The sequence below is a fragment of the Paenibacillus methanolicus genome, assembly GCF_008124765.1.
GTDB classification, from domain to species: domain Bacteria; phylum Bacillota; class Bacilli; order Paenibacillales; family Paenibacillaceae; genus Paenibacillus_Z; species Paenibacillus_Z methanolicus.
In genome coordinates this window covers 276,785-302,427 of record NZ_VNHS01000011.1, presented here as the reverse complement: position 1 = coordinate 302,427, position 25,643 = coordinate 276,785, and the positions used below count along the sequence as shown (strand labels likewise).

The 25,643-nt window shown below is 61.5% G+C and carries 25 protein-coding genes and 1 pseudogene; 18 read left to right on the top strand and 8 right to left on the bottom strand.

The window, feature by feature from the left end; translation table 11 throughout:
• From BCM02_RS27385 to nasC, 3 genes are read left to right on the top strand one after another with little or no spacing between them, the layout of a single operon-like run.
• Positions 1-1,185, top strand: coding sequence for an MFS transporter (locus BCM02_RS27385; RefSeq protein WP_148932313.1), 1,185 nt, complete (start codon positions 1-3; stop codon positions 1,183-1,185).
• A gap of 54 nt (positions 1,186-1,239) precedes the next feature.
• Complete coding sequence (gene nirB, locus BCM02_RS27380; protein ID WP_148932312.1) at positions 1,240-3,603, top strand: nitrite reductase large subunit NirB; 2,364 nt, start codon at positions 1,240-1,242, stop codon at positions 3,601-3,603.
• Positions 3,600-5,747, top strand: coding sequence for an assimilatory nitrate reductase catalytic subunit NasC (gene nasC / locus BCM02_RS27375; RefSeq protein WP_148932311.1), 2,148 nt, complete (start codon positions 3,600-3,602; stop codon positions 5,745-5,747). Before nirB ends, nasC begins: the two co-directional genes overlap by 4 nt.
• A gap of 252 nt (positions 5,748-5,999) precedes the next feature.
• On the opposite strand, the gene BCM02_RS27370 is transcribed toward nasC, so the two are convergent.
• The gene (locus BCM02_RS27370; RefSeq protein ID WP_148932310.1) at positions 6,000-6,581 is read right to left on the bottom strand and encodes a hypothetical protein; all 582 of its coding nucleotides are present in this window, start codon (positions 6,579-6,581) and stop codon (positions 6,000-6,002) included.
• A gap of 194 nt (positions 6,582-6,775) precedes the next feature.
• Between BCM02_RS27370 and BCM02_RS27365 the strand changes: the two genes are divergently transcribed.
• On the top strand, positions 6,776-7,972 hold the full coding sequence (locus tag BCM02_RS27365) for an MFS transporter (RefSeq protein WP_148932309.1): 1,197 nt from the start codon (positions 6,776-6,778) through the stop codon (positions 7,970-7,972).
• Positions 7,973-8,236: 264 nt separating this feature from the next.
• Positions 8,237-8,725: a hypothetical protein gene (locus BCM02_RS27360; RefSeq protein WP_148932308.1), complete on the top strand. Its 489-nt coding sequence runs from the start codon at positions 8,237-8,239 to the stop codon at positions 8,723-8,725.
• A 57-nt stretch (positions 8,726-8,782) separates the two neighbouring features.
• Here the strand turns inward: BCM02_RS27360 and fdhD are convergent, their stop codons facing one another.
• From fdhD to BCM02_RS27345, 3 genes are all read right to left on the bottom strand, one after another.
• Complete coding sequence (fdhD, locus tag BCM02_RS27355; RefSeq protein ID WP_148932307.1) at positions 8,783-9,601, bottom strand: formate dehydrogenase accessory sulfurtransferase FdhD; 819 nt, start codon at positions 9,599-9,601, stop codon at positions 8,783-8,785.
• Positions 9,598-11,955, bottom strand: a complete 2,358-nt coding sequence (locus BCM02_RS27350; RefSeq protein ID WP_148932306.1) for an FdhF/YdeP family oxidoreductase — start codon at positions 11,953-11,955, stop codon at positions 9,598-9,600. Before BCM02_RS27350 ends, fdhD begins: the two co-directional genes overlap by 4 nt.
• A gap of 149 nt (positions 11,956-12,104) precedes the next feature.
• A complete protein-coding gene (locus BCM02_RS27345) occupies positions 12,105-12,455 on the bottom strand; it encodes a Na-translocating system protein MpsC family protein (protein WP_148932305.1) in 351 nt (116 codons plus the stop codon).
• Between the two features lie 291 nt (positions 12,456-12,746).
• On the opposite strand from BCM02_RS27345, the gene BCM02_RS27340 reads away from it, so the two are divergent.
• The 5 genes from BCM02_RS27340 (at position 12,747) to BCM02_RS27320 (ending at position 16,171) form a co-directional block, all read left to right on the top strand.
• On the top strand, positions 12,747-13,241 hold the full coding sequence (locus tag BCM02_RS27340) for a glutathione peroxidase (RefSeq protein ID WP_148932304.1): 495 nt from the start codon (positions 12,747-12,749) through the stop codon (positions 13,239-13,241).
• A gap of 294 nt (positions 13,242-13,535) precedes the next feature.
• Positions 13,536-14,225 (top strand): queuosine precursor transporter, encoded by a 690-nt coding sequence (locus tag BCM02_RS27335; RefSeq protein ID WP_148932303.1) that lies wholly within the window; start codon positions 13,536-13,538, stop codon positions 14,223-14,225.
• Between the two features lie 113 nt (positions 14,226-14,338).
• Positions 14,339-15,001, top strand: a complete 663-nt coding sequence (locus tag BCM02_RS27330) for an HAD family hydrolase (protein ID WP_148932302.1) — start codon at positions 14,339-14,341, stop codon at positions 14,999-15,001.
• Between the two features lie 89 nt (positions 15,002-15,090).
• The gene (locus tag BCM02_RS27325) at positions 15,091-15,381 is read left to right on the top strand and encodes a hypothetical protein (protein WP_148932301.1); all 291 of its coding nucleotides are present in this window, start codon (positions 15,091-15,093) and stop codon (positions 15,379-15,381) included.
• A gap of 112 nt (positions 15,382-15,493) precedes the next feature.
• Positions 15,494-16,171: a DUF421 domain-containing protein gene (locus BCM02_RS27320; protein ID WP_148932300.1), complete on the top strand. Its 678-nt coding sequence runs from the start codon at positions 15,494-15,496 to the stop codon at positions 16,169-16,171.
• 273 nt (positions 16,172-16,444) lie between these two features.
• Here the strand turns inward: BCM02_RS27320 and BCM02_RS27315 are convergent, their stop codons facing one another.
• Positions 16,445-17,269: a PPK2 family polyphosphate kinase gene (locus BCM02_RS27315; RefSeq protein WP_148932299.1), complete on the bottom strand. Its 825-nt coding sequence runs from the start codon at positions 17,267-17,269 to the stop codon at positions 16,445-16,447.
• A 136-nt stretch (positions 17,270-17,405) separates the two neighbouring features.
• Here BCM02_RS27315 and BCM02_RS27310 point away from each other — a divergent pair, with 136 nt between their 5' ends.
• The 6 genes and pseudogenes from BCM02_RS27310 to BCM02_RS36160 all read left to right on the top strand — a co-directional run bounded on the left by BCM02_RS27310 (position 17,406) and on the right by BCM02_RS36160 (position 20,599).
• The gene (locus BCM02_RS27310; protein ID WP_148932298.1) at positions 17,406-18,011 is read left to right on the top strand and encodes a 5' nucleotidase, NT5C type; all 606 of its coding nucleotides are present in this window, start codon (positions 17,406-17,408) and stop codon (positions 18,009-18,011) included.
• A gap of 210 nt (positions 18,012-18,221) precedes the next feature.
• Positions 18,222-18,635, top strand: a complete 414-nt coding sequence (locus tag BCM02_RS27305) for a BlaI/MecI/CopY family transcriptional regulator (protein WP_148932297.1) — start codon at positions 18,222-18,224, stop codon at positions 18,633-18,635.
• Positions 18,636-18,638: 3 nt separating this feature from the next.
• Complete coding sequence (locus BCM02_RS27300) at positions 18,639-19,487, top strand: M56 family metallopeptidase (RefSeq protein ID WP_148932296.1); 849 nt, start codon at positions 18,639-18,641, stop codon at positions 19,485-19,487.
• A gap of 83 nt (positions 19,488-19,570) precedes the next feature.
• The gene (locus tag BCM02_RS27295; RefSeq protein WP_246183580.1) at positions 19,571-20,014 is read left to right on the top strand and encodes a DoxX family protein; all 444 of its coding nucleotides are present in this window, start codon (positions 19,571-19,573) and stop codon (positions 20,012-20,014) included.
• Between the two features lie 147 nt (positions 20,015-20,161).
• Positions 20,162-20,377: pseudogene (locus BCM02_RS36165) on the top strand (YiaA/YiaB family inner membrane protein); the annotation flags it as partial.
• Positions 20,351-20,599, top strand: coding sequence for a YiaA/YiaB family inner membrane protein (locus BCM02_RS36160; protein ID WP_342791347.1), 249 nt, complete (start codon positions 20,351-20,353; stop codon positions 20,597-20,599). The pseudogene BCM02_RS36165 and the gene BCM02_RS36160, both read left to right, overlap by 27 nt.
• A gap of 91 nt (positions 20,600-20,690) precedes the next feature.
• Here the strand turns inward: BCM02_RS36160 and BCM02_RS27285 are convergent, their stop codons facing one another.
• The 3 genes from BCM02_RS27285 to BCM02_RS27275 all read right to left on the bottom strand — a co-directional run bounded on the left by BCM02_RS27285 (position 20,691) and on the right by BCM02_RS27275 (position 22,373).
• Positions 20,691-20,894, bottom strand: coding sequence for a hypothetical protein (locus BCM02_RS27285; RefSeq protein WP_148932295.1), 204 nt, complete (start codon positions 20,892-20,894; stop codon positions 20,691-20,693).
• A gap of 214 nt (positions 20,895-21,108) precedes the next feature.
• Positions 21,109-21,297, bottom strand: a complete 189-nt coding sequence (locus tag BCM02_RS27280) for a CsbD family protein (RefSeq protein WP_148932294.1) — start codon at positions 21,295-21,297, stop codon at positions 21,109-21,111.
• A 164-nt stretch (positions 21,298-21,461) separates the two neighbouring features.
• On the bottom strand, positions 21,462-22,373 hold the full coding sequence (locus BCM02_RS27275; protein ID WP_148932293.1) for a DNA-primase RepB domain-containing protein: 912 nt from the start codon (positions 22,371-22,373) through the stop codon (positions 21,462-21,464).
• Between the two features lie 188 nt (positions 22,374-22,561).
• Between BCM02_RS27275 and BCM02_RS27270 the strand changes: the two genes are divergently transcribed.
• Positions 22,562-24,064 carry an alpha/beta hydrolase family protein gene (locus BCM02_RS27270; RefSeq protein ID WP_148932292.1) on the top strand — a complete coding sequence of 501 codons (1,503 nt, stop codon included), beginning with the start codon at positions 22,562-22,564 and terminating at the stop codon, positions 24,062-24,064.
• Complete coding sequence (locus BCM02_RS27265) at positions 24,057-25,622, top strand: serine hydrolase domain-containing protein (protein WP_187434432.1); 1,566 nt, start codon at positions 24,057-24,059, stop codon at positions 25,620-25,622. Before BCM02_RS27270 ends, BCM02_RS27265 begins: the two co-directional genes overlap by 8 nt.
• The last annotated feature ends 21 nt before the right edge of the window (positions 25,623-25,643 follow it).

Here is a 25,643-nt window from a genome sequence, read left to right as displayed (position 1 = left end):
ATGGGGAAGAAACAGGGCACTCAGGCACAGGCATTGTGGTATTCGACCATCGCGATGGCGGCGTCCTTCGTGATTTGGAATATGCTCGCGCCTCTCGCGGCGCAGCTTAGCGAGCTGTACCGGCTGAACGGCTTTCAGAAGAGCGCGCTCATCGCGGCGCCGGTGCTGCTCGGTTCAATCATGCGGATTCCGATGGGGATCCTGACGGACCGATACGGCGGTCGCAGGGTATTTTCGCTGACGATGCTGTTTCTAATCCTTCCGCTCTTGGCGGCCAGCTTCGCGAATTCCTTCTCGGCGATGCTGCTGTGCGCCCTGTTTCTGGGCATGGGCGGATCGACGTTCGCGATTTCGCTGACGTACGTATCCCGCTGGTACCCGCCGGAGAAGCAGGGGTTCGTCCTCGGCCTTGCCGGACTCGGGAACCTCGGGGTCGCGGCGGCGAGCTACGGCGTGCCGGTGCTGCACGGCGTCATCGGGCTGGACGGCGTGTTCTATAGCTTAGCGGCGATGATCGCGATCGTGGCGGCGCTGTTCTGGGTGTTCGCGTCCGATGCGCCGAAGCCGGCCAAACCGAAGACGCTCCTGCAATCGATGCAAGTGCTCAAGGTGAAATCGACGTGGACGCTGTCCTTCTATTATTCGTTAACGTTCGGCGGCTTCGTGGCGTTCAGCGTCTACTTGCCGACCTTCATGAAGGAATTGTTCGGATTGTCCGCGGCGGAAGCGGGGCTGCGGACGGCGGCGTTCGTGCTGGCCGCGACGCTCATCCGTCCGTGCGGCGGCTATCTGGCCGACCGGTTCGGGTCGCGCCGGGTGCTGACGGCGGTATTCGCGGGCATCGCCCTCTCGGGACTTGCGCTCGCGCTGTCCTTGAATCAATCGGCGTGGTTCACGGCGTACTTCCTGATCATCGCGCTGTTCTTAGGGATCGGGAACGGAGCGGTATTCAAGATGGTGCCGGAAGTGTCGCCGGCCGACACCGGCGCTGTGACGGGCATCGTCGGCGCGGCCGGCGGCCTCGGCGGGTTCTTCCCGCCGCTGGCGCTCGGCGTCATCAAAGACATGAGCGGCTCCTATACGCTCGGCTTCGCGCTGCTGATCGCGTTCGCCTGCATTTGCCTGGGGGTCAATCAGCTGGCCCTTCGAATTAGACAAGAGAAAACGGCGGTCACGGCTCCCTAAGACGGAGACAGGGAGCCGTGACCGCCCAGCTGGGGAACGTGGAGGGGAACCGGGATGGAGAAGAAGAAGCTGGTGGTCATCGGCAACGGCATGGCCGGCGTGCGATGCGTGGAGGAGATCCTCAAGCAGGATCCGGATCAGTTCGAGATCACGATATTCGGCGGCGAGCCGCATCCGAACTACAACCGGATCATGCTCTCCAAGGTGCTGCAGGGCGATACGCAGATTGCGGATATTACGATCAACGACTGGCAGTGGTACAAGGATCACGGCATCCGGCTGTACGCGGGCGATCCGGTCGTCCGGATCGATATCGCGCAGCGTCAAGTGTGGAGCCAAGGCGGCGTGCGCGTCCCCTACGACAAGCTCATTCTGGCAACGGGTTCGCTGCCGTTCATGCTGCCGCTGCCAGGGTCGGAGCTGCCTGGCGTCACGGCGTTCCGGGATATCAAGGACTGCAATACGATGATGGAAGCTTCGAAAAAATTTCGTCGCGCGGCCGTCATCGGCGGCGGCCTGCTCGGGCTCGAGGCGGCGCGCGGCCTGCTCAATCTGGGCATGGAAGTCGACGTCATTCATATTAACGAATACCTGATGGAGCGGCAGCTGGACCGGGAATCGGCCATCATGCTGCGCACGGAGCTGGAGAAGCAGGGCATGCGTTTCCTGCTTGCCAAGCATACCGAGCGGATCGTCGGGAAGAAGCGGGTCGAGGGGCTGCTGTTCAAGGACGGCAGCAAGATCGCCGTCGACCTGGTCGTCGTGGCCGTCGGCGTCCGTCCCAACATCAGACTGGCGGCTGACAGCGGCATCGAGGTCGACCGCGCGATTCTGGTCAACGACTATATGCAGACGAACGTGCCGGACGTCTACGCCGTCGGCGAATGCGCGGAGCACCGGGGCATGGTCTACGGCATGGTGTCGCCGTTATACGAGCAGGGCAAAGTGCTGGCGGCTCATCTGTGCGGCGTCCGTACGCCGGGTTACGAAGGGTCGATTCTCGCTTCCCACTTGAAAGTATCGGGCGTCGACGTCTTCTCCGCGGGCGAGATCCGCGAGAGCGAGATCGATGCTTCGCTTAAAGTCGTCAACGGCATTAAAGGCACGTATAAGCGCGTCATGGTGCGCGGCGGCAAAGTCGTCGGCGCCGTCTTGTTCGGCGACAGCGCCGAAGGCAACAAGCTGCTCGGCCATATCAAGCAGGGGGCCGATTCGGCGGTGCTGGAACAAGAAGGGGCAGGCGCGGCAGGGGGTTCGGACGACGAGCTCGTCTGCGCGATGTCGGACAAAGAGACGGTCTGCTCTTGCAACGGCGTCAGCAAAGGCGCGATCGTCTCCGCGATTCGCCAAGAGGGACTGGAGACGTTCGAGGAAGTGCGCGGCTGCACCAAGGCGTCCAGCTCGTGCGGCGGCTGCAAGCCGCTCGTCTCCGCGATTCTGGCGTATACGCTCGCGAACGAGCCGGAGCCGGAACCGGCGAAGGTGACGGTATGCGGCTGTACGTCGCTGAGCCACGAAGAGCTGCGCGCCGCGGTCATGCAAGGCGGCTATGCCGATGCGCGGACGGCGATGCAGGCGCTCGGCTGGCAGAGCGCGGACGGGTGCCGCGCCTGCCGTCCGGCGGTGCGGTACTACGCGGGACTCGCCGCTTCGATGGCCGCGAGCGCAGCGGATGCGAAAGCCGTCGAGCCTTCGGTCGCGCTGCTGGCCGACGGCACCTGTTCGGTCACCCCTCGCCTGTACGGCGGCGTGGCGACGGGCGATCAGCTGAAGCGCATCGCCGAGGTGGCGGAGCGCTTCGGCATTCCGCAGGTGAAGCTCGGCGTCTCGGGCGGCATCGAACTTCGGGGCGTCGATCCGCTTCGGCTGACCGAAGTGAAGGCTGCGCTTGGGATGCAGGAGGCTTCCGCGCGATACGGCAAGCCGGTCAGTCCCGTCGCGACCTGCGGCGCGCCTCGCTATGACGGCGGCGCCGTGCGCGATTCGGTCGCGCTCGGCGAGCGGCTGGAGCGGCTGCTCGAGCCGATGCAGCTGCCGGCGGAATTCGCGGCGGCGGTCTCGGCGAGTCCGCTGCATCAGGCAGGAACGCTGACGGCCGATCTTGGGCTTACGGCAGCCCCGGCCGGCTGGGAGATCTACGTCGGCGGCAGCCGGGTGAAGGAATTGAAGCGGGCGGAGCTGCTCGGCGTCGCGGACGGCGAGGAGACGGCGCTCGAGATTGCCGCGGCATTCACGCAGTGGTACCGCGAGGAAGCGGAATACGGCCAGCGGGTCTGGCAGTGGATCGAGCAGGTCGGCATCGTGCAACTGCGCGAAGGGCTGTTCGACCCCGTGAGGCGGGCGGATCTGCTCGGCCGGTGCCCGAGCGGGGCGGTCGGCGGAATTTTGGCAGGTACGGCGGGGAGAGGGATCGGATGAGACTAGAGACCAGAGAACAGGCCGGCCTGACGCCGGCCGTGAAAGTCTTGGATACGCAATGCCCGTTCTGCAGCGTGCAGTGCAAGGCGCTCGTGACGGAGACGTGGGCGCCGGGCGCGTCCCGGCCCGTCTACACGGTCGAGCCGAAGATGAACGCGGCTTCGGAAGGGCGGTTGTGCATCAAAGGCATGAACGCCTACCAGCACGCGCTAAGCGGCGAGCGGATCATGCAGCCGCTGCGCCGGGAAGGCGCTGGCTTCGTGCCGATCTCGTGGGACGAAGCGCTGGACATGATCGGCAAGCGAGTCGAGCGGCTGCAGGGCATCTACGGCCGCGACGCGGTCGGCGTCTACGGCGGCGGCTCGCTCACGAACGAGTCCGCTTACCTGCTGGGCAAATTCGCGCGGGTCGCGCTGCGCACCAAATATATCGACTATAACGGCAGGTTCTGCATGTCGGCCGCGGCTTCCGCGGGCAACAAGGCGTTCGGCGTCGACCGGGGATTAACCAATCCGCTGTCGGATATCGAGCTGGCCAAGTGCATCATTCTCGCGGGCACGAACATCGCGGAGTGCCAGCCGACGCTCATGCCGTATTTCACGCGGGCGAAGGAGAACGGCGCTTATCTGATCGTCATCGATCCGCGCGAGACGGGCACGTCGAAGCTGGCCGATTTGCATCTCAAGGTGAAGCCGGGCATGGACGCGGCGCTCGCCAACGGATTGCAGAAGGTATTGCTCGAGGAAGGACTGCTCGACGAGAAGTTCCTGCGCGAGCGGACCAATGGTTTCGACGCGCTGCGGGCGCATCTGACCGCGCTCGATCTGGAGGAGATCGCCGGGCTGACCGGCGTCTCCGCGGCGGATATCCGCAAGGCGGCGCTCGCGTTCGGCCAGGCGCCGACCGGCATGGTGTTCACGGCCCGCGGCGTCGAGCAGCAGACCGACGGCTATATGGCGGTGCGCGCCTTCCTGAACTTGGTGCTCATGAATGGCAAAATCGGCAAGCCCGGCTCCGGCTACGGCGCCGTCACGGGCCAAGGCAACGGACAGGGCGGCCGGGAGCACGGCCAGAAGGCCGATCAGCTGCCGGGCTACCGGCTGATCGAGAACCCTGCGGACAGAGCGTACATCGCCGACGTATGGGATATCGAACCGGAGGAGCTGCCGGGCAAAGGCGTCTCCGCCTATGAAATGATGGAGAAGATCCACGCACAAGAGATTCGCGCGTTGATCGTCATGGGTTCCAACCCGATCGTCTCGAATCCGAACGCGAATCTCGTGGAAGAGGGACTGCGCAAGCTCGATTTCCTCGTCGTCGCCGACATGTTCCTCTCCGAGACGGCGCGGCTGGCCGATCTCGTCCTGCCTTGCACCTCGTATATCGAGAACGCCGGCACGCTGACGAACCTCGAAGGCCGCGTACTGCTGCGAGAAGCAAGTCGCGCGCCGATCGGAGAGTCGCGGCACGACTGGCGCATCATGGGCGATATTGCCGAGAAGCTGGGCCGGGGACGGTATTTCCGGTTCGAGACGGCGGAGGATATATTCGAAGAGCTTCGGGTGGCAAGCCGAGGCGGCATCGCCGACTACTATGGCATCACGTACGACCGGCTCCGCCGCGAAGAAGGCGTCTACTGGCCGTGTCCGTCGACGGGCTCGGCGGGCGAAGGGCGCTTGTTCGCAGACCGGTTCGCGCATGAGGACGGCCGGGCGCAGCTCATTCCGGTCAACAATCACGAACTGCCGGAGCCGGCAGACGACGCGTATCCGCTGTATTTGACGACCGGCCGCGTGCTGACCCAGTACCTGACGGGCGTGCAGACGCGGCGCAGCCACACGCTGGCGGCGAGGGATTTCGAGTCGTTCGTCCAGCTCCATCCGAAGGCGGCCCGCGCGTATCGCATCGCCGACGGCGAGCTGGTGCGCGTCACGTCGCGGCGGGGAAGCATCGTCGTGCGGGCGCGCGTGAACACCGACATTCGGCCGGATTCCGTGTTCGTGCCGATGCACTGGGGCGATACGCAGAACGTCAACAAGCTGACGCTGCCGGAACTCGACCCGACTTGCCGGATGCCGGGCTTCAAAGCCTGCGCGGTGCGTATCGAGTCTTATATCAGCGAATCGGCCGTCGGCGATTATTAATATCGCGGCGGCCGGGAGTCGGCGGCGGCAAACAAGCCCGGGAATCGAGAGATTCCCGGGCTTGTTTTAAATGCTGCGCATTTTTGGGTTTTTCGATTATATACGATCTTAGAATTGTCCGGAATGAAACGCGCTGCGCCGAGAAAAGACGGAGCCAACCGTTTCGCCTTGTTTGCCGAAAGGGAGTTTGAAGAGCGTCATAGGACGTACGCGCGTATAGACGTCGGGCCGGAATAACGAGGTAACGGGAGGCTAGTCGGTCGTCGTAATCTTCGGGTCCTCGTTCGTGATCTTCAGGATGTCCGCGCCATACTTGGCCGTCAGCTCGGAGACCTGCGCCTCCGTTAACTCCGCCATAATGTGCACGGCCTCGTGTTGAACCTCGTAACCGACGCTGTAGGATTTGGCGGTCATCTTGCCTATGTCTTCCGCGATCTCGTCGGCCTTGTCTCGCAGCCATTGCGGCGAATATTTCGCCTGCTTAAATACGACCGCATCGCCGAGCTTCGCTCCCAGCTCTTGGCGGAAGGCGACGATGGCCGGTTCCTCGAGATCGGTGGCGTGAACGACGATGCGTTCGCCCTGCGCGGCATCGTTGTCGTAATACAAATCCGCTTGCTTCGCGTAATCTGCATAAACCGGGAAATGCCGGTGGATGGCATCCTTGACGATCGGGATCGCTTTCTTCTGAAAGGCGACCGTCTTGTCTTCTTGCGGCTTCGTCGCCGCGTTCTGCCGTTCTCCGGGTACGTTCGGCGGCGTCGCCGGAGGCTGATTGTTCGCGCACGACGTTAGCAGGAGACAAGCGGCTAGGCTTGCTGCTTTTCCTATCATGATCATGTGCCCTCCTTATCGACATGGGCCGAAGGCGATGGGGTGACAATCGCGTTAGTTCTAAGATAACCATCGCGGCATGCGCACAAACTTCAGCAAACGCCGGAGTGGAATATTTTAACTTGGTACGCCTGCCGCGGCCGGACTACAATGGGGTATTAACCGTTAGAGAGAGAAGGGACGGATAGGAAGCAATGAGTCACTCGGAAGTCATACTGGAGAGACCGGCCGCCAAAGAGAGATTGCCGATCTCGATCTACTCCCTGACCGTCGGCGCGTTCGCGATCGGCATGACGGAGTTCGTCATCATGGGCATCCTGCCGGACGTGGCGACCGCGCTCGACGTGAGCATATCGCGGGCGGGCCAATTGATCACCGGATACGCCCTTGGCGTCGCGTTCGGGGCTCCGATTCTGGCGATGCTGACGCACCGGCTGCCGCAGAAGGCGCTGCTCCTGCTGCTGATGGCGATCTTCGTGCTCGGCAACCTGATCGCGGTCGCCGCGCCGAACTACGCGGTCGTGATGACCGCGCGGCTCGTGACGGCGCTGGCGCACGGCACGTTCTTCGGCGTCGGCTCGGTCATCGCGGCGAGCCTCGTGCGGCCGGAGAAGCGGGCGGGCGCGGTGTCGATCATGATGGCGGGGCTCGCGATCGCGAACATTATCGGGGTACCGCTCGGCACGTTCATCGGCCAGCATCTCGGCTGGCGGGCTTCGTTCGGGGCGGTGGCGATCATGGGCGTTATTTCGCTCATCGGCATCATTATTTTCATTCCGCGGGTGGAGAACAAGTCCGAGGTAAGCTTAGCCCAGCAGGTGCGGGCGCTGCTGCAGCCGAAGCTGCTGCTCGTGCTGCTCATCGGCGCGCTCGGGTGCAGCAGTTTGTTCGCGGTATTCACGTACATTACGCCGATTCTGACCGATATTACCGGCATCTCGGAGAAAGCCGTCTCGTGGGTGCTCGTGCTGTTCGGCGTGGGCGTGACGGTCGGCAACATCGTCGGCGGGAAGTTGGCGGACTGGAAGCTGCTGCCTTCGCTGATCGTGAACTTCGCGGTGCTCGCGGGCGTTCTGGCGCTGTTCGCCGTGACGGACAAGGTGCCTGCCGCGGCGATCGTCACCGTGTTCGTCTGGGGCGTCGCGGCGTTCGGCATATTACCGGGGCTGCAGCTGCGCATCATGAACCTGGCCAAGGAAGCGCCGGAGCTGGCCGCGACGTCGACGCACTCCGCGCTGAACCTCGGCAACGCGAGCGGCGCCTTCATCGGCGGGGCGGTCATTACGCATTGGGGGCTGGAGAAGCTGCCGCTCGTGGGCGCGGGATTGACGGCGGCGGGTTTGGTACTGCTCGTCGCGAGCTATGCGTATGAGCGTCGGAAAGCGAAGTAATGGGTTGGGAATGAAGAGGAAGCAGTCCGGAAGGACTGCTTTTTCTTATGGAGGTAAAGCGCATTGTTTCCTGCACGTGTGGCAGGTCTTCAGGCAGTCCGATGAGTCGTGAGTTGGGCGGAGATTGGTGGAGGTGCGGCAGATGGAGGAGGAGAGAAGCTCGTATCGAAAGTTCGGCGCAATGTCGTAAAAGGAGAAAATAACCATTTTTTCTCATGACTGGCGGTTGTTCGGCGTGGTATGGTGGGGGTGAGGTGAAGCGTCATGCGCAAACGGATGTTGGCCATCGTTCTGCTGCTTGCCGCCGCGGTGCTGGCAGGCTGCATGGAGAAAATCGATAAGCTGAAGATTGAAGCTCCGGCGTACATGTACGGCGATCAGGCAAAGTCCGTCGACGTGATGATCGAGGGGCCTTTCTCGCACGCGGACAATTTGTTTACCGGTTCGATGCGGATCGGGGGCAAAAAGCTGGAGACGATTGTCTTTACTCCCGGTACGGGGCTGATCCATTATGATGAGAGGAACCTGGCGAACGGAGAGGGGCCCAAGCGGACGGATTTAGGCCTCATTTATTACGACAAGGAAACAATGGCCTACGCCATCGAGGTTACAGATGCCGCATTGTATGCGTCGTTAACGGGCAAGAAGCAGGAAGACCAGTCCAAGCTGATCATCAGTTCGCCGGCGAATAATGAAGAGGAAGCGAACGCGGTGCACGATCGGTTGACGAAGCTGGATTATTTCGAGGACTAACAAGCGGCCTATTAGTGAAAAGCGGAAGGGCATCGAGCCCTTCCGCTTTTTGCGTGCTTATACACCGCTATCTTGCGCCGCGATCCGCTCCGAATGCGTGTACACGTTCATCGACCCGTCCCGAATGAAGCCGACGCACGTGATGCCGAGATCCTGCCCGAGTTGGAGCGCGAGATCGGTCGGCGCGGACTTGGAAAGGATTACGCCGACGCCGAGCTTCGCGGCCTTCAGCACGACCTCCGAGGAGAGGCGGCCGCTGAACGCGACGATCAGGTCGCGCGTATTCAGCTTGCCGAGCAGGCTGTAGCCGAGCAGCTTGTCGAGCGCGTTGTGCCGCCCGATGTCCGAGCGGACGGCGAGCAGGGCGTCCGGCGCGCAGAGCGCGGCGTTGTGCAGGCCGCCCGTCGCCTGGAAGTCGGCGGAGCGCTCCTGCAGCTGCCGCATGAGCGACAGGCATTGCGCGGGCGTGAGCCGGATGCGGGAGGTGGATGTTCGCGCCGTCGCCCGGTCGCTCGCCAGATAGAACTGGCGGCTCTTGCCGCAGCAGGAGCCGATGACCCGCTTGGACGTATCGGCCACCGCCGATTCGGGCAGCTCGCCCGCCAGCTCCGCGTAGATGAATCCGCGGTCTACGTCGATATCGAGCCGCCGGACGTCGGCTGCCGCGCGGATCACGCCCTCGGAGGCGAGGAAGCCGTACGCCATCTCCTCCAGATCGGCCGGCGTGCAGACGATCGTCGCGAATTCCCGTCCGTTCACCCGGAAGGTGAACGGCGTCTCGGCCGCGATCGCATCCTCGTATTCGAGGCGGGTGCCGCCGTCCGTATCTACGCTGAACTTCACGACCGGCCAGCTCGCGATCGGCTGCCGGTTCATGATCCCGGCGCCTCCGTCTCGAGCTCTTCGATCCGCTTCTCCACGTAGCGGGTATCCTTGAAGGCGTGGTACGTATCGGCCTTCTCCAGCACGACGGCGATGTTGTATTCGGGGATGCCGGCCATCGGTTCATAGCGTCCTCGCGCAAGCAGAATATTCCCCTCCGGCCAGAACAGCTCCAGGTTGCCCGGCGCCACGTCGCCGATTCTCGCCCGGCCGTGGAAGACGCCGTGCCGGTTGTAGGCGACGACCGCGTCGCCGTCTTGGATGCCGATGTCGCCGGCATCCTTCCCGCTCACGATAATATCGTCGCGGTGCGCGTCGTTGAACGGATCGACCGCGCCGTACACCATCGAGTTGAACTGCTTGCCGCGCCGCGTCGTCGCGTAGAAGTGACCCTCCGGCTTGCGCAGCTCCGGCAGCTCGACCGGAATCAGGTTGCCGCGGCCGTCCGGCGTCGGACAGACGCCGTCCTCGCACAGCCACGCGTTGCCCCATTGGAACACGTCGCCCTGGCGCTTCAAGTGTTGGATGCCGTCATAGTTCGGCGCGGCGACGGCAATCTCCGCGCGGATCGCGTCCGCATCCTTAAACTGCACGAGCGCCGCTCGCTCTGGATCGACTTTGGCGGCGAGCTCCGTATAGATGCGCCATTCCGGACGCGCTTCGGGCATGCGCGGACCGTCGATCTCCGGCGAGAAGTACACCATCCGCTCGGTCGAGGTCGACGTGCCGCCGCCGGGCTGCTCGTAGCGGGTCATGGCCGGCAGGACGATGACCGCCTCGCGGGCATCCGCCAGCGTCGACGTGTTGAGCAGGATATCCTGGTGGACGCGGATGTCGACTGCCTCCAGGCAGCGCCGTACGAAATCCGGGTCCGGCATCGTCTCGATGAAGTTGCCGCCGGAGGTATAGAATAGCTTCAGCCTGCGCTCGTGCGCGTCCGGCAGCAGCGCGTTCTCCAGCGAGACGCCGACGATGTCGCCTTGCCATCTCGGAAGCGCGAATCCCCACGTCTTCTCGATGCGCGGAATATCCTCGCCCTTGAATTCGCCGCCGGGCAGGCTGAACGGATCGGCGCCCATCTCGCCGGAGCCCTGCACGCCGCTGTGCCCGCGGATCGGCATGAGGCCGCAATGCTCGCGCCCGAGGAATCCGCGCAGCAGCGCCAGATTGGCCACCTGCGAAATATTGTCCGTGCCGAAACGGTGCTGCGTCAGCCCCATGCTCCAGACGAAGACGGCCGACTTCGAGCGGGCGAGCAGCTCGGCGAATTCGGCGATGCGCTCGCGGGAGAGGCCGGATGAGGAGACGAGCTGCGCCCAATCCTGCTTCCGCGCGTGCTCGCGGAGCGCTTCGTACCCGTTCGCGTGCGCGGCCACGAAGTCGTGATCGATCGCGGAGCCCGGCTCCCGCTGCTCCATCTCGAACCAGTGCTTCATAACGCCGTGCATGAAGGCGATGTCGCCGCCGATATTGACCTGATAGAAGTCGTCGGCCAGCTTCGTGCCGAATAGGGCGGACTCGGGAATCGACGGCACCCAGTAGCCGTCCATTGCCGGCTCGCGGTATGGGTTGATGACGATGATCTTCGTCCCTTTGCGCTTGGCGGCGTACATATATTTGGTCGAGACCGGCTGATTGTTGGCCGCGACGCTGCCCCAGAACACGAGCACGTCGGTGCCGATCCAGTCCTTATAGCTGCAGCTCGACGCCCCGATGCCGACCGACCGCTTGAGCGCCGTCTTCGACGGGGAGTGGCAGATGCGGGAGGCGTTGTCGATGTTGTTCGTGCCGAGGAAGCGGGCGACCTTGGCGGCGGCGTAATACGATTCGTTCGTGATGCCGCGCGCCGTCAGGTAGAAGGCGAGCTGCTTCGGATCGATGGACTTGATTTTCGACGCGATCGTCTCAAGCGCCTCATCCCACGAGATGCGGCTGAACGCGCGCTCGCCTTTGCGGCGGATGAGCGGGTACGGGAGACGTCCGAGTTTGCGCAGCTCGGTGCTGTCCATTCGCCGGAGCTCCTCGATATCCGCGTGCAGCATGTGCGGTTTGATCGCGGGCATCGTGTTCAGGCGCAGCAAGTTCAGCCGCGTCGTGCACAGGTGCGGGCCGGCCAGCGTCTGGTCGTACAGTCCGGAGACGCCGAGCGCGCAACCGTCGCAGACGCCTTGGGTCAGAATGCGCAGCGCGTAGGGCAGATTATCGCGGTTGTCCGCCATTACTTTCATCGTCTCGCGGATATGACGGGGCTTCACGCGTCCGAGGCCGAACGGCATTTTGCTCACCCACAGCTTCGGGTCGGGCTTCGACGGCAGCTTGATCGGGCCGGTATGTTTGGTGCGTCCCATAGGATCTACCTCTTTCTTGAAATACGGGAATGAATGGAATAAAAAAACCGCTCAAGAGGAATATTTTTCAGGAATGAAAAATGTCTCTTAGCGGTTCGTCTCCGGCAGGTTCGCTGCCGAGCGCGGACTAGCTTCGTATGCATATAAGCTTAGGATTGCGGCAAAACGCGGTCGAACACGAAGATCGACATGCCGAAGTCCTTATCGATATCGATGTCGACGTATAGGTCGAGGAAACGCGCGCCGAGCAGCTCCTCCATCTCGACGGGCGGGTTGTTGCGGTAAATCTCCTTCACCCACTGCGTGCGGGCTTCGCGGAGCATCTGCTTGCCGTCCTCTGCGCCCGCGATGAATTTCTCCACGGGGGACAGATTGCCTTCCATCTCGCAGATCGCCCAGTTCTTGCAGAACGTCGTCGTGATGCGGCCGGGCCCCTTGCCCATATGCCGCTTGCGGTACGCCTTCACGAGGTTGCTGAATTCGGCTTCCAATTTGTTCATCGCGATCATCCTAACGGGCACATGCCGCAAACCGGTGGCAGGAACGCTGCTTCCGTATCCCGCGGACGTGACCAAATCTTCCCCCATCTTAGCAAGAAAGCGGCATCATGACAAGAATCGTAAAAGCAGGGGCCGGATAGGGAGAGAGAACGATGTGTGGACGATTGGCAGAGCGGACAGGCTGACGTTGGCATCCGAGCAATCGGCGATTTCTTTTGGGCAAGGGGTTTTCAAAACAAATTAAATTGTGTACAATATAATTGCGAACAATATAAATGAGGTGGCGAGACCATGAGCGTATATGATTTCGAGGTAACGACGATTCGCGGCGAGAAGAAGAAGCTGTCCGATTATCGCGGGCAGGTGCTGGTCATTGTGAATACGGCGACGAAATGCGGGTTCGCGCCCCAATTCGACGGCTTGCAGGAGCTGTACGAGAAATATAAGGACAAAGGCTTCGCGGTACTCGGGTTCCCGTCGGGCCAGTTCATGAATCAGGAGCCGGGCGACAACGGCCAAGTCGAAGAGGCGTGCAAAATCAATTTCGGCGTGACTTTCCCGCTGTTCGCCAAAATCGACGTGAACGGGGCGGATGCGGATCCGCTGTACAATCATTTGAAGAAAGAGGCGGGCGGCTTGCTGGGCTCCGCGATCAAATGGAATTTCACGAAGTTCCTCATCGATCGCGACGGCAACGTCGTGAAGCGGATCGCCCCGGCGACGGCGCCGGCGAAATTCGAGAACGACATTGTGAAGCTGCTGGATAAGGCGCCGTCGGCGGTGTAAGCCAAGGGACTCGATTTCATAGAAGGAGCGAAGCAGACCTGCGCGGGTCTGCTTTTTTGCGTGCCGGGGCTCGTACCGAGGGTTGCGCGAGAAAGACTTCCCGCGGCGTCGGCTGGACGGGTGGCACGGCTCGGCTTACGGACGCGCGACCGCCTGCAATGGCCGAGCGCCAACGTTCGACCGCGCCTATTTTCCGCTTGCCGTTCATCCGCCCTGTGCTATAATGATCCAAGCTCCGAGACGGGGCCGCGGTTCGCAAACTCCCGCGTTATCAAAACTAGGAGGAAGAAAGAGATGTTTAATTTCGGGTGGGGCGTTCTGTTCGTCCTGGTCAACTTCGCGCTGTTCCTGATCTGCTACCGGGCGTTCGGCAAGTCCGGCATGTACGCGTGGATCGGGTTCGCGACGGTGCTGGCCAACATTCAAGTCGTCAAGACGATCGACATGTTCGGGCTCGTCATGACGCTCGGCAATACCGCGTACGGCACGATCTATCTCGCGAGCGATCTGCTCAACGAGAAATACGGCGAGCGCGACGCGAAGAAAGCGGTCTGGTTCGGCTTCTTCTCGCTGATCGCCTCGACGATTATCATGCAGATGGCGCTGAAGTTCGAACGCGGAGAGTCGGACTTCGGGCACGATCCGATGGCGGTTATTTTCGGCCTGCTGCCGGAAATCGCGATCGGCAGTCTGTTGGCGTATTTCGTCAGCCAGTTCCTCGACGTGCGCATCTACACGTATTTGAAGCGGCGATTCCCGAAGCCGAACCAGCTGTGGATTCGCAACAACGGCAGCACGCTGGTCAGCCAATTCGTAGATTCGCTCATCTTCTGCACGATCGCGTTCGGACTGAACGGGGACTATCCGTTCGACGTGTGGATCCAAATTTTCTTTACGACGTATTTATTCAAGTTCATTATTTCCGCGGCGTCGACGCCGGTGCTGTATATCGCGCGCACGTTCAAGTTCAAGCCGGAGGCGTAACTCGGGCCGGGCCGGACGGACTACGGTAACAATCGAATTCGGCAATCATCCGGGCGGCTTATGCATACGTATTGCATGAGCCGCTTTGTCGTACAAGAAGAGGGGGGAAACGCATGATCGCTCGGGGAATAAAAGGCGTTATTTTCGATATGGACAATACGGTGCTGCGCTCGCGCATCGATTTCGCGGCAATGAAAAGGGCGGTGGCGGACTATTTGGCGCGCATCGGCTCGCTGCCGGCGAACGTGGCCGTGCAGGAGCACACGACGGCGACGCTGCTGGCGCTTGCGGCGGCAGAAGCGGGTTTGACGCCGGAAGGGTACGAGGGCGCGATGCGGATCTGCGCCGAGCACGAGAAGGCGGGGATGCTTGATGCCGATTTGGAGGAAGGAGCGATCGAGCTGCTGGAGGCGCTGAGGACGCGCGGACTGCGGCTGGCGATCGTGACCAACAACGCGCATGAAGCAGCCGTGGAAGCGCTGGAACGAACGGGAATTTTGCCTTACTTCGGGCTGGTTGTCGGCCGCGAGCAGATGACGTCGATGAAGCCGCATCCGTCGGGTTATCTGGCGGCGAAAGCGCATTACGCCGATGTTCCGGCGCAGGGTTGGCTCTCGGTCGGCGACTCCTGGATCGACGCGCGGGCGGCCTGCGAGGCGAACGTGCCGTTCGTGCATTATGGCGCGTCTTCGGAGGCGCTGGATAGCAGGGGGATCCCGTATGCGGGGCGGATTGGGCATTTACGGGAGTTGCTGGGTTATGTGGAGGGCGAGTGAGGATACGAAAACGCAGACTAGCCGCAGTTTTGCTCGTTGCATTCAGTTTGGCGCTAAACGCATGCACGGGGCAAGAGGCCGACACGCTTGTGGATGATTCGTACTCCGTCGTTCGGATGGATATGGACGTCAATGATGCTTCCAATTTGGTTGCGGGTACGAATGCGTCGAAGCTTACGGAAGCCGTGGTACGTCGGATTAACGGCGCTGCCCGGCAGGACGCCGGAGACTTCGAATGGGAGAAGGGGCCGGAAGCCGAGCTCATTTTATGCCGCGAGGATGGCGAGGAGCCCGCGCTGCATGTTCTCTATTTCAAAGAGAGCGGCGATCTGCTGTTAGCGAATGGTTACGTCGCGTGGTCCCTTGGCGGACGTTCGTAAGGACTCTGTTCATCGCCTACCCCCAGCAATATCCGCCCTGCCCGTCTTCGTTTCCGCGCCGCCCGCTCCCGGTTAAGGAAACTTAAGTTTCCGATGGACGGGGGGAGGACGCTTGGATTACACCTATATCGCAATCAAGCTGGCGGCCGGGTTCTTCGGCTTGTGGGTAATGACGCGCTTACTGGGCAAAAAAGAAATTTCGCAGCTCACGCCCTTCGACTTCGTCACGTCGCTCATGTTGAGCGAGCTGGTGGGCAACACGGTGTACGATCGCGAGGTGAAACTCGCCGAACTCGTCTTCGCCCTCGCGGTGTGGATGGCGCTGTCGCTCGCGCTCGAGAAGGCGATGCAGCGGTTCCCGTGGCTGTCGCGTCCGCTGAGCGGCCGGCCGGATATCGTCATCCGGAACGGACGGATCGACGAAGCGGCCATGAAGCGCAACAAGCTGGACATGCATCAGCTGGGCATGCTGCTGCGCGAGCAGAACGTGTTCAGCGTGCAGGACGTCGCGTACGCGGTATTCGAGACGAACGGAAAATTGAGCGTGATGCGCAGCGCGAAGACGGACGAGGTGAGCCGCGAGGATCTCGGTTTGCCGGAGAAGCAGATCCATATGACGTACATTCTGGTCGACCACGGCTGCGTGGAACGCGCGCTGTTGAAGGAGATCGGCCGCGACGAGCCGTGGCTGATGAAGGAGCTGCAGGCGCGCGGCGTCGAGCGGGCGGAGGACGTGCTGTACGCGGAATGGTCGGCGGGGAGCGGACTGCACGTGCAGACGAGGGGCTAGCGGGCAGGCGGCGGATGTATCGGCGAAAACGCGGTCGTCTTGCGCATGGCTGGCGCATCCGGCGCGGCTCGGATGGGGGCTGACGGTCGGCGGTCGGTTCTCGTTGAACGGGAATCGAATCGCTTAAGGGCATCGAGACGCTTCGGCCAGCAACAAAGCGCGCGGCGCATCCGATTCGAGTCGGATGCGCCGCACGCTTTCTTTTACCTGCTTAATAATGTACGCCATGAAAGGTTAACGCCCGTGCATGCTTATCATGCTGCCGCCCGCTGCTTAGACGCCCGAATCCCTCGCCGTCTCCGCGCCCGGGAACGGATACGTAATCTCCACCTGCGGATAGGCTAGCTCCAGCTTCTCCATGACCGACACCAGAATGCGGAGGACGAGATAGTCGCGGAACCACCGGTTGTTGGCCGGCACGATATACCACGGGCTGCGTTTCGAGGCGGTGGCGGCGAAGGCGGTCTCGTAGGCCTCTTGGTACTCGTCCCAGAAGCGCCGCTCCTCCAGGTCGTTCGGATCGAACTTCCACAGCTTCTCCGGATTTTCCATGCGCTCCTGAATTCTGCGCAGCTGAAAGTCCGCCGAAATATGAAGGAAAATCTTCACCACGACGATCCCGCTGTCCGTCAAATGCTTCTCGAAGTGGCGGATATGCTTCAGCCGCCTCTTGGCTTCGTCCTTGTCGATGTCCCCATGCACGCGCGTAATGAGCGCCTCTTCATAATAAGAACGGTTGAACGCGGTAATGAAGCCTTTCGCGGGTGCCAGCCGGTGGGTGCGCCACAGAAAATCGTGGGCGGCCTCTTCGCTCGTCGGCTGCTTGAAGCTCTCCGCCCGGAAGCCCTGCGGATTGAGGCCGGCGAGCGTCTTCTTAATGACGCCGTCCTTCCCGCTGCAGTCCATCCCCTGAAAAATAACGAGGACGCCGTTCGTCTTGCTCGCGAACAGCTTCTCCTGCTCCTCTTGCAAACGCGCCTTCAGCTGCTTCATCTCCTCGGCGACGGCCTCCTTGGAGGCGATATCCGCCGTATCGCCCGGATCGAAATCCGTGAGCGCGATGTCTTCCTTGCCGGTTCTTCGGTATCGGTTCAGCATGTAGCCAGGTCTCCTTTCGTCCAAGCCGGATGTTCTTCTTCTTCACCGGAAACCCGCGGCGGCCAATCAGGCAGGGCGCGCGCGCATCTGGTACAATGTAAAGCATGACGCTTAGCGATGAAGGAGAATAGATTCGATGAAATTCGGTTTCGATATTGACGATACGCTCATTAATTTGCGGGAGTTCGCGTTCGAGCTCTATGCCAAAAAACTGAACAAACAAGTGGACATCGCGGAGTTCCACAAGCTGACCGACGTGCCGATCCATTCGCTGTTCGGGCTGACGCGCGAGGAAGGAGGGCAGATGTGGAACGACAACCGGAGCGAGATTTATTTTACCGCCTGTCCGCCGTTTCCGAACGCGATCGAGGTGCTGCAGCGGCTGGTGCAAGACGGCCACGAGGTATATTACATCACCGCGCGGGCGCCGGAGTTCTGCGAGCAGACCCGGGATTGGATGCTCGCGGCCGGGTTCCCGGTCGATCCGGACAAGTTCTACTGCGGCATGAGCGATACGGAGAAGGTGCACATCATCCGCAAGCTCGAGCTGGATTACTACTTCGACGACAAGCCGGCCGTGCTGGAGACGCTGGCGGAGCTGCCGCTGCTCAAGGCGTACGTGAAAGACACGTCGTACAACCGGCAGCTTACTATTCCCCGGATTACCGACTGGCATGAATTGCTAGCGGTGCTGCAGGCGGCGGATACGGGCGAGGTTGAGGGGCAGGGGAAGGTAAACTGAGGTCCGGCGCAGAGCAGCTACCCGGGGCGCGAGTTTCGACAGCCGGAGTATATCATCATGCGCTCGACGAGGCTTATCGCTTAGATTCACTGGGATTGGTACTGGACGCTGCTCGGCGTGCTGGGCGTGCTGGTCCTCTCCCGCACAAGCCTTAAGTCCCTTGACAGTCCGAAATTGGAAACACTACAATCAGTAGTGTGAGGTGCTCCCATGAAAATCCCCAATTTTAAGACTAACGAAAGCGGACTGAACCGCTTCTTCGGCCCGCTCGAGGCGAAAGTGATGAACATTCTGTGGGCCGGCGACGAAATGCCGATCAAGGACGTGCAACAGCGGCTGGAGCGGGAGAAGGCGATGAATTTCAACACCGTCATGACCGTCATGAACCGGCTGGTGGAGAAGGGCATCCTGCGCAAGCGCACGGAAGGCCGCAGCTCCTACTATCGTCCGGTGCAGAGCCGAGAAGAGTTTCTGCAGACGCAATCGAAGGAATTGACCAACGAGCTGATGGAGGAATTCGGCCCGCTCGTCGTCAGCCATATGCTCGACGCGCTCGACGAAGCGGACGAGGACTTGATCCAGAAACTGGAACAAAAAATCCAAAAGTGGAAAAAAGGACAATAGCCGATGTGGAATAAACATTCGAAACGTTTATTTTGGACATGCGCGCTGCCCGCGGCGCTGCTGCTGTCCCAGATGGTGATCTACGCCCTGCATCTTGCGATCGGCTTCGAGCTCCGCTTCAATCTGTTCCAATTGTGCAGCAGCGTCGTGCGCAAGTTCGGCTACATGCTGGCCGTCTATTCGCTCGATGCCGTCGTCGTCTCGACGCTCGTCATGGCGCTCGCGATGATGGTCCGGGAGCTGGTCGTCGCCCGCCGAACGCGCCGGAAGCTGTACGCGGCCATGGACGTGCGGGCTAGCGCCAAGTACAACAGGCTGTACGGTAGCGGCGCGGGCAAGATCATCGTCGTGCGCTGCGAGGAGCCGATCGCCTTCACGTTCGGATTCCGCCGCCCGCTTATCGTGCTGTCGACGGGACTGCTGAAGCTGCTGGATATCGGCGAGCTGGCGGCCGTCATTCATCACGAACGGTTCCATCAGCGCTACCACGATCCGGTGAAGACGTATTTGCTGCATTTTTTCGGCGCCGTTCTGTGGTATATCCCGATCTTGAGATGGGGCCACGCGCGTTATAAGCTGACCCGCGAAATTCTCGCCGACCGGTATGCGATCGAGCGTCAAGGCACGCCGGCTTCGCTGTCGGGCGCGCTCGTCAAGATGCTGCGTTACGGCCAAACGGGGCGAGTGGCGGTGGCGCATGTCTCGTTCGCGGATACGGGGGTCAACCAGCGCATCCGGCAATTGTTAGAGCCGAGCGATCGGGCTCAACTGAAGGTACCGCTTATCCAGGCCGCGATTTCCGCCCATGTGATGGCCGTATTAGGAGCATTGTTCATGCTTGCGTGCTCCTAATCTTTTTTTGTCATTATGCACTACACGATGTAGTGTTAATGAACTATATAGGCGGCTATGTCCGCGACTTTGGAGGGAGATGAATGATGGTGAACAAGATTCAAGCCGACGTCGGGGTGCTGGTGATGCGGGTGCTGCTCGGGATCACGTTCTTCGCGCATGGCCTGAGCAAGTTCCAGAACGGAATCGAGGGCACGGGGGGCTTCTTCGCGAGTCTGGGCATCCCGCTGCCGGAAGTGATGGCGTACGTCGTGGCGATCGTGGAGGCCGTGGGCGGTATTTTGCTGGCGGTCGGTATCGGTTCGCGTCTGATCGGGGCGGCGTTCGTCGTCATTATGACCGTCGTCATGATCACCTTGGGGTACCAAAAGCCGTTCATGGGCGGTTACGAGTTCGACCTGATGCTGATCGCGGTATCGCTGTTCTTCACGCTGAGCGGAGACGGAACGTATTCGGTCCGGCAGTTCCTCGCGGGACGGAAGCGGCCGGCGGACGACGGGCGCAAGGTACGGCGCATCGCCGGATGACGCATCGGCCGTTCGGCGAGCCATCATAGGTTGGGGCTAAGACCAGGTACTAGATGAAGTTGGTACTGTGAGGCCTGCGACTATCCTCCTATAATGTGGTTATGAAGCTTAACCACAACCCATTACATGGAGGACAATACAATGAACATGACCCGCAAACGCAACACTTCCGCTTTTACCTTTATGGCTTACGTCGCTTTCGCCTGCGCCTTCGCCGGCATGTTCGTCGGCATCTACACGCTCGACGAGGCGCTTAGCGTCAAAGGCTACTACGCCGTTACCGCCTTGTTCCTGACGATGTCCGCGTTCGTGCTGCAGAAGGTCGTGCGCGACAACATGGAGGATGCGCAGGAAGGCAAGAAGCGCAATACGTCCGCGTTCACGTTCATGGCTTGGGCGGCGTTCGGCTGCGCGATGCTGGCGATGTTCATCGGGATCTACACGCTGAAGCAGGACCTGCCGGTGAAAGGCTACTACGCCGTGACGGCGCTGTTCCTGACGATGTCCTCGTTCGTGCTCCAGAAGACGATCCGCGATAACAGCGAAGATAGGCATCTGGACGGCGGCAACCGTACGGAAGAATAAGCGGCAGCGGCTCGAAAGCGAATAGGCGCCGAATGTCCCAATAGGGGGCATTCGGCGCCTTTCTGTATCTGGAGCGGATGTCTGCGGCCTCTCATCGCGAGCCCGGCCGCTTCTTCTTCAGTTGCTTGATCTCGAGCCAATGAAGGACGACCAGCAGCGCGCCGCCGAGACAGAGGAACAGCTTGCCGTAGCGAATATCCTCTTCCCCGATCCATTTTGTAAAGAAATCGTACCCATTGACGACGCAGATGACGGCGCCGAATATCATCCAGAACCGGGCGATGGCCATAGCCATAGCAAACCTCCTTAAAGTATGGATTCCATTATTATCCATACGAGAGAAGGGGCCCGGCGTTTCTCCCAAAAAGAAACCGCCGCAACCGCGGCTGGCGCGGTTACGGCGGCTCCCCGCCCTGCTTGAGCCAAGCGGCTTCATGCAGAGCGTGCCTATTATGGGGTAGAACGAGTTCGCGCCGGAAGGCGACCGATGCCGATCGCGCGGCGTTTCGCTACTTCGACAGCGTTTCTTTCGCTTCGCCGATGGCTTCCTGGCCCTTGCCCTTCAGCTTGTCCAGCTTGCCTTCGGCCTGCAGGGACGCGTTATCGGTGGCGTTGCCCCATTGATCCTTGAGCTCGCCTTTGACTTGCGACACCTTACCTTTCACTTTATCGCCAAGCCCGTTGTCATGATTGCTCATGTCAATCGCTCCTTTCGATGTAAAGGCTGTACGTTTCTTTACACGTCCGGGGGCTTGTTCAAACATGCTCGGCTTTCCATAGGTCGATAGGGAAGGAGGCGTCCGGCAATGGGCGTCTCCTTCTTGTCGTCATCCTTCGCTCCTTCTTGCGTAATGATTGCGCCTTACAGCTTGAGCCCCAGGCTTTTCACCAGTTCGTCTTGGGTGAACGGCTTCTTCCTTCCCCAGCGGACCACGCGGACGAGAAACGGCCGGTCCGGATTTTTCATATGGTAGAAGCCCGGCACGCGCATGACGCGGGACAGATTGGTGATGTGGGGATCGGAGCCGAATTTCTTGGTCAGGGCGTTCTGGATCGGCACGAATTTGGCGATCGCGCCGCCGTGGACGGGCCAATACGCGTGATAGCCGTTCTTGGTTTCCACGATCATGGCCTGCCGCAGCAGCCCGCCGTATTTCTTCAGGAAGCGCTCCTTCAGTTGGGCGACGCGGGCTTCGGTCCGCTGTGCCTTCAACACGAATTGCCCGCGCGCATCCCGGCTAACCGCAACCATCCGGAGCTGCTCGGCCGGGTTGGCTCTCAGGGCGCGGACGCGCCGGTCGAGCTCGGCTTTCGTCGGGAACGACTCCGCGATTTTGTTCAAATCCACGTCGATGAATTGGGCGTTGACGCGCCGAATGTCGCGATCCTTGACGCCGCCCTGATTGATCCCCATAAACACGGCGTACCCTTGCGCGTTCCGCGCGAGCAAATGAACGGCGCGCCGGCGGCCGGACGCCAGCTTGATCTGAGTCACGGATTTGGACAAGCGGGCGGCTGGCGGCTGCAGCAGGATCGCGCCTTGATCCGAGGAGGAGCCGGAGGAATGGGAGTCGGACCAAGCGGATGCCGAGGAGGCGCGGAACCCATTTGCGTTTGGGGGCGCTTTCAATCGGCTGCCATTGCGTTCGACGTCGTACACGAGGAGGAAGCGCAGCTTCTCCTCGCGCTTGTAGCGCAGCTTGCGGATAAAGCGATGCAGCTGTTCGGAGCTCTTCTTCATGACTGGAGAATACGAAGCGTGCCGGTCGTTCATCGCGTCACTTCCTTTTCTATCGGATATGCCGTTGCTAGATTTCGAGATGCTAGATTATCGTATTCCGCGCGGTTCGCGCGCGTGTGGGAGGCGGCGTCTATTTTCGGGACCGGACGGCGGTTGTTTATAACTCGTTCACAACTTTTTGTTACGGTATCTTCATTCAAATCCGAATGGAGGAATGAACGATGTCCGGTTACGAATACGCGCTGGCGGCGACCGTGCTGGCGGCGATCCTCGTCCGCTTCCGGCCATTAGGCGGGAGTCGGGGAATACGGCTTGCGGTGGCGGCGAGTTTGGCCATGGTTGGGGCTGGCGCCGCGCAGCTGCTGGCGGAAGGGGTGGAGTGGAAGTGGGTGCCTCTATATGCGCTCGTGCCGACGTTGTGCCTGCTGAACGCGATCGGCGTCTACCGCCATCGGAAAGGGACTTACCGTCCGGAGAACCGATGGGCGAGGATCATCGCGGGCGGGCTGGCGCTATTGTACGCCGGCAGCGCGCTCGCCATCGGCGGCTACGCGTTCCCGGCCGTCCAGATCGAGCGGCCGACCGGCCCTTATGCGGTGGGCACGGTCCTCCATCATTGGGTGGATGAGGACCGAGAGGAGACGTACACGGCAAGCGCCGGCGACCGCCGAGAGGTGCTGGTGCGGCTGTGGTACCCTGCGGAGCCCGCGAGCGGCGCGGAGCGGGCGAATTACGGCTTCGGCGGCGAAGAGACGGACCGCGCCGGCGCGGCGCCGTTCTTGTACAAGGTGATCGCGGAATCCAATCGGAAGGCGAAGGGTAACGCCTATGAGGAGGCGCCCGTCTCGAAAGCGTCCGCGACGTATCCGGTTCTGCTGTTCTCGCCCGGCTTCGGCGGATCGAGCTTCATGTACGCGTCCGTCCTTGAAGAGCTGGCGAGCCGGGGGTATATCGTCGCCGCGATTCAACATCCGCACTTCAGCTATTTCTCGACCCGGTTCCCGGACGGAAGAGTCGCGCGCGGCATGTTCGACCCGGGCGCCTCGGACGACTGGCAGCGGTCCGAGGACTTAATTGAAGAGGTACTCGTCCCCGACGTACGGTTCGTGACGGATAAGCTGGAGGAACTGGCGGGCGGCGCTTCGGGCGGCGAGCTGGGCGGCAAATTGGATTTGTCCCGGCTCGGCATGCTCGGCCATTCCTTCGGCGGGGCGGTAACCGCGCAGGCGATGGCGGCGGATAGCCGGATCCAAGCCGGTCTCGGCATGGATGGGTTCCTGTACGGCAAGAAGCTGACCGAAGGCTTGAAGCAGCCCTATCTGTACATGATCACGGACGATACGGTGACGTTCGAGAGCGGTAAGTTGGACCGCAGCGTATGGCGCGACAAGCGGGCTTTCGCGATTCCGACGCTGGCGGAATACGAGCGGTTTGCCGGCGAGCAAGCGGAGCGGCATCAGCTCGCGGTGCGGAACGGCGGCTATACGGTCGCGATGCACGGGGCCAATCACTACGATTTCTCGGATGGCTATCTGTATTCGCCGCTAATCGGCAGCGGGAGCGGGAAGGCGCTCTACGACAAAATCGACCGGATCGTGCTGTCGTTCTTCGATCAGCACCTGCTGGGCCTGTCGAATCCGCTGCTGTCGCCATCCGCGCCGAAGGATCCCGATTATGCGATCGAAGCGGTGCCGCCGCGAAAGGAGGTTGCGTCGGATGGTTAAGGGAATGGATTATCGGCGGGTGCTGAGCTGCCTGCTGCTCGTCGCGGCGCTCGTCCTGCTGCCTTCGCAGCTTGCGCGGGCCGCGGGAGGAGAAGCGGCCGCAGTCGCGGACTTCTCCGAGCGGGTGAAGGCCGCCGGAGCGTATGCCGCAGCGCAGCTGGAGCGGGCCGGCGTCGTCGGCGGCGTCTACGGCATCGTGCATAAGGATCGGTTGGTGTTGGCCAATGGGATGGGGACGACGGACTTGCGCGCGCACAAGACGCCCGACGCGCGCACCGTGTACAACGCGGCTTCCGTCACCAAGGCAGTAACGGCGGCCGCCGTCCTGCAGCTGGAGGCGCAGGGGTTGCTCCATCTCGATGACCCGGTGCGACACTATCTGCCGTGGTTTCGCTTCAAGGACGAAGCGCTGTCCGCCAAAGTCACGCTGCGCCATCTGCTTCTCCATGCGGCGGGCGGCGTCGACTCCTGGGCGACCGACGGTCTTCTGTTCGATACCCCGGATACGCGGCACCGCCTGGAGGATTACGTCCGATCGCTGCGTAAAGCGGACATGAGCAGCAAACCTGGAACGAAAGCCGCTTATTGCAACGGCTGCTACAACGTGCTGGGGCTGGTCATCGAGCAGGCGAAGGGCATGGATTACGCGGATTACTTGGCGGAGAACCTCTTCCGTCCGCTTGGCATGACGCGCTCTTTCTATGGGAAGCCGCCGCAAGATCTGCCGGAGATGGATCTGGCCAGAGAATATTTCTGGCTGTTCACCCGCAAGACGGAGCTGGCGCGTTCCTACGCGGCCTACGGGGCAAGCGCGAATCCGGAAGGCGGTATGTATACCACGCTGGAAGACCTGGCGAAGTTTGCATCCTGGCAGCTGGGCTACGCCAAGGCGGCCTCGCTGCAGCCATCGCCCATCGAGAGCGAGGAGGCGTTGATAGCATCGGTCGCATCTGGCGGCGGTTCGAGCTATACGGTCGGCGGCTATGAATCGGAGCTGCTGTATGGCAGCCGGGTCGTCCACAAAGGCGGCGACGGCATCGGCACGGCGACCTTTCTCATGCTGCTGCCCGAGCAGGAGCTCGGCGTTCTCTTGCTCATCGGCGAGCACCGCCCGGAGATCCAGAAGCCGATCGCGATGGGCATGGCCGGCATTTTGCTGGGGGAGGAAGCCGAGCCGATCGCCGTCCGCGGCACGTTCGGCTATCTGATGGGCTGGGCGGCGATCGCGCTCGCCGGGGGAGGCGCCATGCTCCTCTTGTTTTTAATCCGAAGCTTGAGCAGGTTCGGCTTGCGCGACCGTCACCCTCGGCGCTCCTTATTCTTCGTCATGCTCTCCGGGCTGCCCGCCGCTTGCATCTGGTACGCGTTCGCCTTCATCCGGCCCTCCGGCGTGTTCTTTTACGGCTACCCGTACGATATCGCGATCGGAGGCGCGCTGCTGGGCTTCGGATTGACGCTTTGGAGTTTCTATCTTTCGATGAAAGTTATCGTTTCGCTATCCAGAAGAAGGAAGCGAGTCGAGGGCGGCCTTGCTATAATGATGGAAAATGAAACCTAGCAATCTGCATAGAGGTGAACG

What these genes read in the sequence shown, in the direction of transcription:
- BCM02_RS27360 (WP_148932308.1), top strand. Translation starts at nt 8,237, where the DNA reads ATGCGCAAACGGATGTTGGCCATCGTTCTGCTGCTTGCCGCCGCGGTG.
- nirB (WP_148932312.1), top strand. Translation starts at nt 1,240, where the DNA reads ATGGAGAAGAAGAAGCTGGTGGTCATCGGCAACGGCATGGCCGGCGTG.
- BCM02_RS27330 (WP_148932302.1), top strand. Translation starts at nt 14,339, where the DNA reads ATGATCGCTCGGGGAATAAAAGGCGTTATTTTCGATATGGACAATACG.
- BCM02_RS27305 (WP_148932297.1), top strand. Translation starts at nt 18,222, where the DNA reads ATGAAAATCCCCAATTTTAAGACTAACGAAAGCGGACTGAACCGCTTC.
- BCM02_RS27345 (WP_148932305.1), bottom strand. Translation starts at nt 12,455, where the DNA reads ATGAACAAATTGGAAGCCGAATTCAGCAACCTCGTGAAGGCGTACCGC.
- BCM02_RS27350 (WP_148932306.1), bottom strand. Translation starts at nt 11,955, where the DNA reads ATGGGACGCACCAAACATACCGGCCCGATCAAGCTGCCGTCGAAGCCC.
- BCM02_RS27300 (WP_148932296.1), top strand. Translation starts at nt 18,639, where the DNA reads ATGTGGAATAAACATTCGAAACGTTTATTTTGGACATGCGCGCTGCCC.
- BCM02_RS27370 (WP_148932310.1), bottom strand. Translation starts at nt 6,581, where the DNA reads ATGATAGGAAAAGCAGCAAGCCTAGCCGCTTGTCTCCTGCTAACGTCG.
- BCM02_RS27340 (WP_148932304.1), top strand. Translation starts at nt 12,747, where the DNA reads ATGAGCGTATATGATTTCGAGGTAACGACGATTCGCGGCGAGAAGAAG.
- BCM02_RS27335 (WP_148932303.1), top strand. Translation starts at nt 13,536, where the DNA reads ATGTTTAATTTCGGGTGGGGCGTTCTGTTCGTCCTGGTCAACTTCGCG.
- BCM02_RS27270 (WP_148932292.1), top strand. Translation starts at nt 22,562, where the DNA reads ATGTCCGGTTACGAATACGCGCTGGCGGCGACCGTGCTGGCGGCGATC.
- BCM02_RS27285 (WP_148932295.1), bottom strand. Translation starts at nt 20,894, where the DNA reads ATGGCTATGGCCATCGCCCGGTTCTGGATGATATTCGGCGCCGTCATC.
- fdhD (WP_148932307.1), bottom strand. Translation starts at nt 9,601, where the DNA reads ATGAACCGGCAGCCGATCGCGAGCTGGCCGGTCGTGAAGTTCAGCGTA.
- nasC (WP_148932311.1), top strand. Translation starts at nt 3,600, where the DNA reads ATGAGACTAGAGACCAGAGAACAGGCCGGCCTGACGCCGGCCGTGAAA.
- BCM02_RS27315 (WP_148932299.1), bottom strand. Translation starts at nt 17,269, where the DNA reads ATGCTGAACCGATACCGAAGAACCGGCAAGGAAGACATCGCGCTCACG.
- BCM02_RS27280 (WP_148932294.1), bottom strand. Translation starts at nt 21,297, where the DNA reads ATGAGCAATCATGACAACGGGCTTGGCGATAAAGTGAAAGGTAAGGTG.
- BCM02_RS36160 (WP_342791347.1), top strand. Translation starts at nt 20,351, where the DNA reads ATGGAGGATGCGCAGGAAGGCAAGAAGCGCAATACGTCCGCGTTCACG.
- BCM02_RS27310 (WP_148932298.1), top strand. Translation starts at nt 17,406, where the DNA reads ATGAAATTCGGTTTCGATATTGACGATACGCTCATTAATTTGCGGGAG.
- BCM02_RS27265 (WP_187434432.1), top strand. Translation starts at nt 24,057, where the DNA reads ATGGTTAAGGGAATGGATTATCGGCGGGTGCTGAGCTGCCTGCTGCTC.
- BCM02_RS27275 (WP_148932293.1), bottom strand. Translation starts at nt 22,373, where the DNA reads ATGAACGACCGGCACGCTTCGTATTCTCCAGTCATGAAGAAGAGCTCC.
- BCM02_RS27295 (WP_246183580.1), top strand. Translation starts at nt 19,571, where the DNA reads ATGATGGTGAACAAGATTCAAGCCGACGTCGGGGTGCTGGTGATGCGG.
- BCM02_RS27385 (WP_148932313.1), top strand. Translation starts at nt 1, where the DNA reads ATGGGGAAGAAACAGGGCACTCAGGCACAGGCATTGTGGTATTCGACC.
- BCM02_RS27365 (WP_148932309.1), top strand. Translation starts at nt 6,776, where the DNA reads ATGAGTCACTCGGAAGTCATACTGGAGAGACCGGCCGCCAAAGAGAGA.